Origin of the sequence: Massilia horti, assembly GCF_004614195.1 — a bacterium.
Taxonomy (GTDB): domain Bacteria; phylum Pseudomonadota; class Gammaproteobacteria; order Burkholderiales; family Burkholderiaceae_D; genus Telluria; species Telluria horti.
Genome location: NZ_SPUM01000059.1, coordinates 1 through 9764, shown reverse-complemented (window position 1 = coordinate 9764; position 9764 = coordinate 1). Strand labels below are relative to the sequence as shown.

At 65.9% G+C, this 9764-nt stretch carries 5 protein-coding genes; all 5 read right to left on the bottom strand.

What is annotated here, in order from left to right; translation table 11 throughout:
• Positions 1-244: 244 nt before the first annotated feature.
• Positions 245-997, bottom strand: coding sequence for a YfaP family protein (locus tag E4O92_RS10005; protein WP_135189624.1), 753 nt, complete (start codon positions 995-997; stop codon positions 245-247).
• A 62-nt stretch (positions 998-1059) separates the two neighbouring features.
• Complete coding sequence (locus E4O92_RS10000) at positions 1060-2736, bottom strand: DUF2300 domain-containing protein (RefSeq protein WP_135189623.1); 1677 nt, start codon at positions 2734-2736, stop codon at positions 1060-1062.
• A 2-nt stretch (positions 2737-2738) separates the two neighbouring features.
• Positions 2739-7253: an alpha-2-macroglobulin family protein gene (locus E4O92_RS09995; RefSeq protein ID WP_135189622.1), complete on the bottom strand. Its 4515-nt coding sequence runs from the start codon at positions 7251-7253 to the stop codon at positions 2739-2741.
• Positions 7253-7918 (bottom strand): DUF1175 domain-containing protein, encoded by a 666-nt coding sequence (locus E4O92_RS09990; RefSeq protein ID WP_229483224.1) that lies wholly within the window; start codon positions 7916-7918, stop codon positions 7253-7255. Before E4O92_RS09990 ends, E4O92_RS09995 begins: the two co-directional genes overlap by 1 nt.
• Positions 7915-9516, bottom strand: coding sequence for a DUF2138 family protein (locus E4O92_RS09985; protein ID WP_167759750.1), 1602 nt, complete (start codon positions 9514-9516; stop codon positions 7915-7917). Before E4O92_RS09985 ends, E4O92_RS09990 begins: the two co-directional genes overlap by 4 nt.
• Positions 9517-9764: the final 248 nt, after the last annotated feature.

The following is a 9764-nucleotide window of genomic DNA, read 5'->3' as shown; positions in this document are numbered from 1 at the left end:
GGGCTGCCTTGCTGCGTTCTGCGAATCGTTGTGTTCGTCAGCAGCAGAGAAGCGAGATTATGCAGTGTTTCGCGATATTCGTCAACTTCATTTTTTGCTTCGCTTCAGTTTCCTGAAGGCATCATTAACAACTTAACTACTTGATTTCGCTAAGCTTTTCGGTCGCAACCGAAGCAGGACGCGCACTATAGCAAACGGCGACGCGGCTGACAAGGGCCGCGAAGAAACGAGTAGGGATTCTCATTCAGGGAAAGACGAAGGATTTGATGAGGGTGAGTTCTCCCGCTGCCCGCATCGGCACGCGGAACGTCTGCTGCTTTTCACGGGGCGTGTTCTCGTTGGTGATGATGGACACCTGCGCCACGGTCAGCGCGGACCGGTTCCGGCCGCTGCCGTAGTAATTCACCCACACGTGGTAGTTCCCGCTGATCGGCGCCGCACTGGAGAATATCTCCGGCCCGTAGCCGGTAGTTACGTCCACGTCCAGCGCCCCGCCGTTCGGCATCACCCGGTTGCCATACCAAGCATGCGCTCCGTCGGGGCCCACCACATGCAGGTCCAGATCCGTGCCCGGTGTGTCCCACGTCAGCACCACGCGCAGCCGCGGCTGCGTTTTCCCCTCATAGGCGTCGTAGAACTGGACACGCGCACGCGCCTGGCCGTCCGGCGAACGCACTTCCACTCCGTTCGCGCCGCGACCGAAACTGTAGGGGCGCACGAAACTGCCGTCTTCATGCACCTCGATCGGCATGGCCACGCCGTTGACCACGAGCGTCGCGGGTTTATCCTTTGGGGCGCGGGCAATGCGTCCGCGAATCTGCGCGGTTTCGCCCTGCCCGGCCTGGAGGTTGACGGACGAAGCCGGGTAGTTGACCACCTGGCTGTACTCTTCGCGCGCGCCGGCCGAATTGCGCCAGCCGCCTTTCGGTGAATCGATGCTGACCTGGCCGTAGGCGCAAGGCGCCAGCACGCACAGGATCATCCAGGGCGACTTCATGGCGCTAGTAGATAAAAGATTTAACAAGTGTAAGCTCCGTAATGCACAACGCGGCGTCATTGTCACAACCTCTCCAGGTTCAAGTCAGCCAGCCGGCGCGCCAGCTGTTCCACATAGGCTTCGTCATGGCCGCGCGGATGACGGCGCAAGCCGATGTGCACGTATTCGTGCGCCAGCGTGATGCGGTCTTCCCGCGTTGCGAGCGGCCGCATGAAGATCCGGTTGCGGGACTGCTCGGAATAAGGAGCCCCGGCGGCAAGAGCGCACACCAGCGGCAGCTGCGCGGGACGCTCGTAGCCTGGCTGCGTACCCAGGACACGCTCCCAGCGCGGCAGCATGCGCGACAGCCATTCTTCGTTATCGTGCAGGCGCTGGCAGCGCTGGCCGCCCACTGCCGACGTGCCCAGCACGCCATTCGGATAGGCCTGCGCAAGGATCGCGTCGAACCAGCGCCCTGCCCTTGCCTCTTCGACGGCCTGGGTCCACGCCAGCCTCCCAGGAGCGGGCGAGTCGCGATGATAGGTGACTGGCGTGCCCTCGATGACCAGCCGGTCGGTCCAGCGTGCTATCGACAGCGCGCCAGCTGACGCGGGATTGGGGCTGACGCGCTGGGTTGCGCTGCTGTCGTTGATCTGCTGGCACGACGCGGCCAGCCTCGCGTTCTGCTGCAGGTAGGTGCGCGCGGCCACGGCCAGCGCCTTCGCCGCTTCGGGTTGCGCGGCATTGCCTTCCCGGTCAAGCACCCGGCCCACATATTCATTCACGCCGAACCTGCCCTGCACGCGCGGGCGGCCGCCGCTATCCACCGCGAGCGTCATCTCCCCCGTGCTCCGAAACGCGAGGCGTTTTCCATTTTCGAACTCGACGACATAACGGCCATTGAGCGGGCCGGGCGCGGCTGGACCATTCGGGCCGCGCACGCCGCGCACCGGATACCGGGTGAAGAAGTCGACGACCACGCAGCCGCTGTCTGCCGCATCGCCCACGGGCGGCAGGGCCGCGGCCAGGTGCGGGGCCCATCTCTGGAAAATGCCGCTGCTGGTGTCGCTGCCCGCGAACCAGATCGGCGTGCCGTCCGCGAGCCACCCTGCTGCCCCGCCCAGCCGCTCTTTCGGGCGGGCCGGCTGGTGCCACGAGAAGGTCTTCACGCGAAGCCGGCTGCCGAACCAGCGCACCGTGTCCGCGCCGCGCCCGTCCAGCACCACGCGCAGCAGCGCTGCTTCGGCCTCCGCACGGCTGGCGGGCGAAACGGCATCGAGGACGCGCAACAGGCTTCCCAATCGCACAATCCGGCCAGGTGAAAGCTGCGCCGGGTCGGCCATCCACGCAAACTCGCCGGCCAATGCGGCCCTGAGGCGACCTGTCCAGTAGCGCTGCCACGGCGCGCGCGACAGCATGAGCCGGTCCGGCGCGAAAAACAGGCCGCAGGACTGGGCCAGCGCGGCATTCCGGTCCACGCTGCCGCCCGCTTCACAGCAATACGATTCGTCGGGGAGCCTGCCGGTGCAGTGATAGTCGGGCATAGGCAAACCGGTATCGACCGCGTACAAATAAACGAACAACTTCCACAGGCTGCCCAAGGGGACTTCGGTGTCCGCGTCGACCATGGACATTGCAGTTCCACCCTGATGCAGCTGCGTGGAAGCGAACTTCCCATCCCTGAGCCAGGCGACATCCAGCGTCGCCGCGGTCAGCGGAGCGCATGCGGCCAGCAGCAGGACGGGAAGCAGCCTTCGCATGTTTATTCCACCTGGACCGTGCGAACAAGCTTACCCTCGCCCTCGATTGCCTTCTGCTCAGGCTGGTACATGCGATAGAAGCGCGCCGGCGGCAGCACATACCGTCCCTTCTGCGCAAAGCGTAGCAGGTGGCGCACTTTGGTTTCGCCGGCCAGCGGCTCGATCGGCACGGCATAGCCGTCGCGCCGTTCGACGCGGCGCGCGCGCTCCAGGGGCACCGGTTCAGGGCCGCCAAGCATTCTGATGCCCCAGGTGCTGGCTTCCACCGCCGCGCCCGGCGGCAGCGCCACCTCCAGCAGGCCATAGCGATGGCGTGCCCCCGGCGCAGGCTTAAGGGTGATCTCGTCCATGTACAACTCGTCGGTCCGCAGGGCCTCGCCCGGTTCGACGGCTTCGGTGCGATAGCCGGCGCCTTCCTGCTTCATGCGCAAGATGCGCCGCTCGACCACGACCGGCAACGCGTGTGCTTCGGCGGCGCGGCTTTCGTACTGGACGATCGCGACCGTGCCCGCGGGCGCAGCCTGGGCCAGGCGCAGCCGGTCAGGCAGGGCGGCACCTCCAGTCCAGCGCCACGAAGGATTCACTGCCTGGCTGTCCACTGCCTGCCACTGCCCCTCCAGCGCAACGGCTGGTGGCCTTGGCGGCTGCGGGCCGCCGAGCTTCTTCTGTATCCAGACCAGCGCCAGTGCCCGGTCCATGGTCGGCATATCCGAGCGTACAGCGGCCAGGACAGCGTCGGCCTGCGCCGGTGGGAGCTGGCCGCCCAGCATCAGCAAGGCCTGGGCCACCGGCGCCGGATTCGCTTGTAAGGACTTCCAGGCCGCAGCCACCTGCTGGCTCAACGCGGGTGGGAGTGCAACGCCATTTTCGGATGCGACCACCGCCAGCAGCGCGAGCCCCATGGCCTCGTCAGGGGCAGCGCCCAGCAGCAGCGAGCTGGTCATGGGCAGCTGGCGCCCGGCGGGGAGCGCAGCGTTGGCACTGTCTTCGACCAGGCCCGCAGCGAGCGTCTGGGTCGGCAGGTCCATTTGGTGCGCGAACCACAGAACCAGTGCGCGATCCATCAGCGGCATCTTCAATCCATGTTGCTGGTACACCGCAATCAGGTTATTCCAGTGCTCTGGCGGCAAGCTGATGCGAAGCGCGCGGGCTGCCTGCCAGTCGGCATAGTAGGCATACGCCGTCATCAGGGCATTGCCCTCGGTTCCGTTACCCCACCATCCGAAGACCGCCTGCGGTCCGGCCATCGCGACCAGCCGCAGGCGCTGGGCCTGGAGCGTCGCCATCAGCCGCTCGCGCACACCGGCCGCGTCCGGACCAAGACTTTGCACGGCCATGGTCAGCGGGATCAGGCGGCTCGAGGTCTGTTCCACGCACCCGTACGGATACTCGATCAGGTCGTCGGCCACGCGGGCGAAATGACTGGCCGCGTTGGACGCGATTGATACGCGGACGTTGCGCGCGTCCGCCGGCAGTTTCAGGAGCGCTTCCTTGCCCGACAGCGGGACGGCGAGCGTACGCGCGCTGCTCCAGGCTGCGGGCAAGGCCTGCATTGTCGCGTCAAGCGCGTCCACCACCTTGCCGTCCTGCCGGACTTCGAGGCGGAGCGGTCCTCCGCCCGGCGGCACCGGGAATTCGACGTAATTGACGCCCGGCTTCGCGGCCAGCTTGGAGGCTTGGCCCTTCCCACCCGCCGCGAGGGAGACGTCCAATGCCTGTTCCTTGCCGGTCTGGTTAAACACGGCCACGGATGCGCGCGGTGCGTCACCCAGGCGCAGCCAGTCGGGAGCCGTCCACTTGGTGTAGAAGGCTTTGTCGGAGCGCAGGTACGCGGTGCGTTGGCCAACCCGTCCCTGCGCGTCCATTGCCCGCGCCGTGATACGCCAGCGGGTCAGCGCATCAGGCATGGTGAACGTGACGCGCGCGTGACCATTCTCGTCGGTCTTGAGCGATGGCGCCCAGAACGCGGTGTCCACGTCGTCGCGGCGCGGCCGCTCGAGCACTTTCACGCCGCGCTCGTTGTAGTTATGCCGTACCGGGGCGTCGCCGCCGCGGCCCTGCGCCATATCGTAGCTGATGAACGACAGGCTGGCGGTCGTGCGGACGTTGTTGCGGCGCGGGTGGTAGAAGAAATCGCCGATGTCCGGCGCGATCTCCGGCTGCAGCACGTAGATCATCTCGTCCACCACGCCAAGCGCCACCAGCGTGGACACCGGCTTGCCGTCCAGCTGGGCGGTGAGGTCCAGCGTCACCTTTTCGCCGGGCTGGTACACATCCTTGTCGGCCTTGAACTGCAATGCGATGCGCGGCTCGATCACCTGCAGTCCGGCGTTCTCGAACATGAAGTCGCCGTGGCGGGTGACCGCCACCGAAAAAGTCATGTTGGGGCCGTATTCGTCCTTCACCGGAATGCGTACCCGCCACTGCCGCGGTGCCACGCGCCGGGCGCTGAACCAGTCGGAGCGGCCCGTCATGAGTCCATAGTGCTCGACTTTGTCGCGCTCGAGCGTGACCAGCGCCTGGTCCACCGGTTCGGAGAAGGTAATCAACGCTTCGGCGGTGTCGCCCGGCGCATAGCGGGCGCGATCGAGCACGATCTCGATGCTGCCCGGTGTAGTCTGCAGGCCATCGCCGCTGACCCAATGGCTGGCGGCGGCCAGCAGGTTGCCGCGCTGGTCGCGCAAGCTGAGCTGGTACGATCCGGCGGCCGGGAACGACACATCCCAGCCGCGAGCGGCGGGGTCGAAAGCGCCGCTGGTCTTCGTCTGGGTTTCGAGCCGCACGAGCTCCCAGCGCACCGGACGCACGGTAGCCGCGCCGTCGGGCACCAGGTCGAAGTGCACGGTCTGGCCAGGGTCCGAGAACTGGCGCGCCGCCTTGAGCTGGTAGCTGCTCGCTGAACGCTCGATCATCAATTCGCGCGTGGTCTTCACGCGATAGGCCGCGCCGTCGGTCGCCAGCACAGTAAGGATGTAGCGCGACGGATCGGCCGCAGCGGGCAAGCTGAAGTCCGCATTGCCGCTGCCGCTGCTCTCCAGCTCCTGCGTCTTGAGTTCGACCGGGAACAACCCGCTGTAGCGCAACTCGCCCTCGACCATGGTGTTCTGCTGGCTGCGCAGCGACAGCGTCAGCTTCGCGTTCTTCACAGGCTTGCCGTCCGGGTAGCGCAGCGCGATCGTGCCTGTGACCGCCTCGCCGGTCTTGAACTCCGACTTGGACGGTTGCACGTTAATCTCGAAATGCGGCTTGACGTATTCCGCAACGCGGAACGCCGCGCCGTACACCCCGTCCTGGAAACTGAAGCGCAGGTCGTAGCCTCCCGCAGTGGCGCCTGGCGGCAGGCGGAACCGCGTTTCGGTGCCCGTCTCGGCGCCAAGCTGCAATGCCTGCGTCAGCACCGGGGTGCCGTTGGGGTCATATACGGTCAGGCCAACCGCGCCCGCGGCGGCTGGCTGCGAGACGCGTGCGGACTTGAAATCGCGCGCGAAGAACTTGACGTTCACTTCGTCGCCGGGCCGGTACAGCGGCCGGTCGGTGACCGCATAGATCTTGGTATTGTAGATCTCGCTGTCGTAGTAGAAGTTCTCGGAAACGAAAACGCCGCCGCTCTTGTCTTCGCCCAGAACGTAGGTATGCTCGGGACTCGTGCGCTCGAGCGAGGCAACGCCATCGGCGCCGGTGCGTCCCGACTGCAGGATGCCGGCGCCGTCGCTCCACGCCACGCTCGCACCCGGCACCGCGGCGCCATTGTCGCGGCGCGCCGTCCACACCAGCATCTGCCCCGACGAGACCTTGGTCACCGCCATCGTATCGGACACGAACACCAGCGTGGTTGCGCGGTGTTCGCCGATCATCGCCTCGACTAGGTACAGGCCCGGCTTGCGCTTACCGATCGGGATCATCAAGTTTCCGCCGCCCGACGGCATCCACTGGCTGCTCGAACCAGCGAGCTTGACGCCCTTGGGCGGCTCGATCGGCTTTGCGTGCCAGATCGGATAGCGGAAGCTGTCGACCATGTCGAAGCCCTTCAGGGGCTTGTACTGGGGATGGTTGGCGAAAACGGTTGGCCGGCGGATGGCGTCGCTGGTCGCCAGCCCGGGCTGTACCTGGGTCACGGCCAGCCGTGCGTGCGACGAAAACATCTTGCGCCATGCGAGGCGCGACTGCTTCCACCAGCTGTCCCACAAATACTTCAGCGTGTTGGCCAGGCCCTCGCCCTGGTAATTGCCGGCCACCTCGATACGGTGCAGGTTGCGCTGCTTCTTCAGGAACTCCAGCGGCTCGGGCACGCGGTAGACCACGATGTCGGCGCCCGAGTACTGCTCCAGGCTGGCGCGCGCGTAATCGCGGCCCGGTACCTCGAGGCGCACGCGGGCGACGTCGGCGCTGCCGTAGCTCGCGTCCGACAGCAGGAAGAACGGCTGGCCCTTGAAGGTTGTGTAGTTGCTCCGCTCGCGGTTGCTCGCGGCGGCGCTTCCCAGCAGCGCGAGCGCCAGCACGCAGGCGAGCGAGCGCATCAGGAGAGAAACATGAGCCGGTACACGCCGGCGAAGTTGGGATTGTTGGCCGCTGGTTGCCACCGCGTGTCCTTCCAGTTCATGAGTTGTCGGATCCCCACCATCCGCAGACCGTTATCGTCGGTGGTGACGGTGCCGGTGTGGTAGGCGATGCTGGTTCCCATCCAGACCATCAGGTGCTGCATGTCGCCCTGGTCGTAAAACAGCAGGTCGCCGGGCAGCGCCTGGCTGACTTCGCGCGCGACGAACCGGCTGTTGTTCTGCACGAGCGCGATAGCAGTGACGAAATGCCCGACCGTGCCGCCGGTCTGCACCCAGCGGTTACGCAGGTTCGCCTGCCCGGCGGTGAGCTCGAGCTCGGGAGGCAACCGGGCATCGCTGCGGATGCCGTTTGCGCGCATCCATTTGGCATCGTGCACCGCCAGCGCCTCGTTGACGGCAAAGCGCACGAGGCCCGCGCAATCGCGGTGGTGCCAGCGTGGAGAAGGTCCGCGGTTGACCTGCTCGCTGACGATGCGGATCATCCAGGCCTGGAATGCGCGGCTCTGTGCCTGGGTCAGGCGCGGCTGCGGGCGCAGCGCATGCGTCAACGCGCCGGCCGGCGCGGCGGCACTGGCTGCGAACGATACTGCCGCCAACCGCAGCAGGCCACGCCGTTTGTTCATTGCGCTGCCTGCCATTCCAGCGGTGTCCACGCCAGGCCTGACGACGGCAGGCTCTTGACGACCATGCGGTAGGCGGGGTACTTGCGCAGTGCCGCGAGACGCGGGATGAGGTGGGCATCGGCGGCTTCGCGCAGCACCGGCTCGCTGGACGCGGGCAGTGCGTCGAAGGCTTCTTTTTCCACCAGCTGTGACAAGGCGGCGGGATCGATCAGCCCTACCGTGCGGCCCGCGTCCGGCAGACGGTCCGAGGCGGCGGGAGCCTGTTTGCGCTGGACTGCCAGCACCTGGTCGACCAGGGCAGGGTCGGCCGAGAAGACGATCAGGTCGCCGCTGGCTGCAAGTGTCGGAGTCAGCTCGCCCGCAGGCGTGCCCAGCGTGCGCGTCCAGCGCTGCACGCCCTTGTCCATGCTGTGCTCGGCCTGGCCGCCAACCAGCGCGCCGAACAGGCCGGCGAGAGACGCATCTGTGCCGGCATTGGCCGTGGCGGCAGCGGGCGCGGCTTGACGCCGCCGGGCAATGAACACCGGCGTATGCAGGCGCGAGGTGCCATACCAGCATGCGGCTGCCGGGCCGTTAAATTGTGTGGCGAGCGGCTGCAATGCTGCGCCTCCCTTTGCGCCCAGGCGCTGCAGGACCGGCTCGATCGAAGCCCAGTCGGCCGGCACGCTGAAGCATCCACTCGGGTTGTACGGCAGCGCCGCCCACAGTGCGCTGCTGTCGTAGCCGCCTTTGTGCAGCTTTGCGCCGTCGATCAGCACCTGCGACTGCCAACGCCCCCTGCTGAAATCGAAGCGCAGCGCCTCCAGCGCGCCGAAGAAAGGCTGGTAGCCGAACGAGAGAAAGTCGGCTTTGACCGCCACACTGTGCCCAGCCGGGATACCCGGGCCAAGCCGGAACTGGTCGTGGAACACCTGCTGGTGCTTCGCGTCCGCCATCAAGAGGCTGCCGATGACCTGTTCCGCTTTCGCGTCCGCGCGCTTGCCTTCCGGCCCGCCGAAGAGCATGCCAGGATGCGACAGGATGACCATGCGCTCGCCGTGCGCGGCGACCAGCAGTGTGCGCTGGTAGGCATACTCGAACGCGTACACCGCGACTTTGTCGCTGCCCACCTTCACATCGCCGGCCAGGCGCAATTGCGAGTCCTTCAGGGCGACCTTGCCTGCTTCCTCGAGCAGGCGCGCCAGTTTGCCGCGCGAGACGGCGATGGCGAAATGCTTGAGCGTGCCGTCGCCATCGCGCCACAATGCCACTTCGGCGGGTTCGTCCAGCACCATGCGGATCAGCTGGTCGCCCCAGGTCAGTTCGTGTTCGTACGCGATGCGGCGCAGGCTCCCTTTCAGGCCGAGGCGGTCTTCGTTCTGCTCGTAATAGAACAGGAAGTCCTCGCGCAGTACGTCACGTGCGAGCGGAATTGAGAGCAGGTCACGCGGAAGCGTGGAGAGGCTTTCGGTGAGCACCAGCGCATCTGGCTTGGCGAGATCGAGATGGAGGCTGTTGACCGGCGCCATGTAACCCCAGCCAAAGGTACGCCACGCGAAAAGCGCCGTGGTGCAGATCGCTCCAGCAGCCAAAAACTTGGCCAACGTGGTTTTTTTCATCGGTAGAGTGACTGGCAAGATTGCTGTCTTGGTGACCAGAGAGCAAATTTAGCACAACGCTCTTCCCTTTGGGAAATATTGCGGGGAGTGGCGAAACAACGAAAAGCCCCATCGACGCCTTGCGGTGTTCATCGCAAACGCCAATGGGGCTTTTCCAAAACAAAAAACCCGACCGGGTTAGCGGTCGGGTTTCTCTTATAACTAGCCTGACGATAACCTACTTTCACACTGGTTGCAGCACTATCATC

Bases quoted from the DNA above. Each gene is read 5' to 3' on its own strand.
- E4O92_RS10005 (WP_135189624.1), bottom strand. From the start codon at position 997: ATGAAGTCGCCCTGGATGATCCTGTGCGTGCTGGCGCCTTGCGCCTAC.
- E4O92_RS10000 (WP_135189623.1), bottom strand. From the start codon at position 2,736: ATGCGAAGGCTGCTTCCCGTCCTGCTGCTGGCCGCATGCGCTCCGCTG.
- E4O92_RS09995 (WP_135189622.1), bottom strand. From the start codon at position 7,253: ATGCGCTCGCTCGCCTGCGTGCTGGCGCTCGCGCTGCTGGGAAGCGCC.
- E4O92_RS09990 (WP_229483224.1), bottom strand. From the start codon at position 7,918: ATGAACAAACGGCGTGGCCTGCTGCGGTTGGCGGCAGTATCGTTCGCA.
- E4O92_RS09985 (WP_167759750.1), bottom strand. From the start codon at position 9,516: ATGAAAAAAACCACGTTGGCCAAGTTTTTGGCTGCTGGAGCGATCTGC.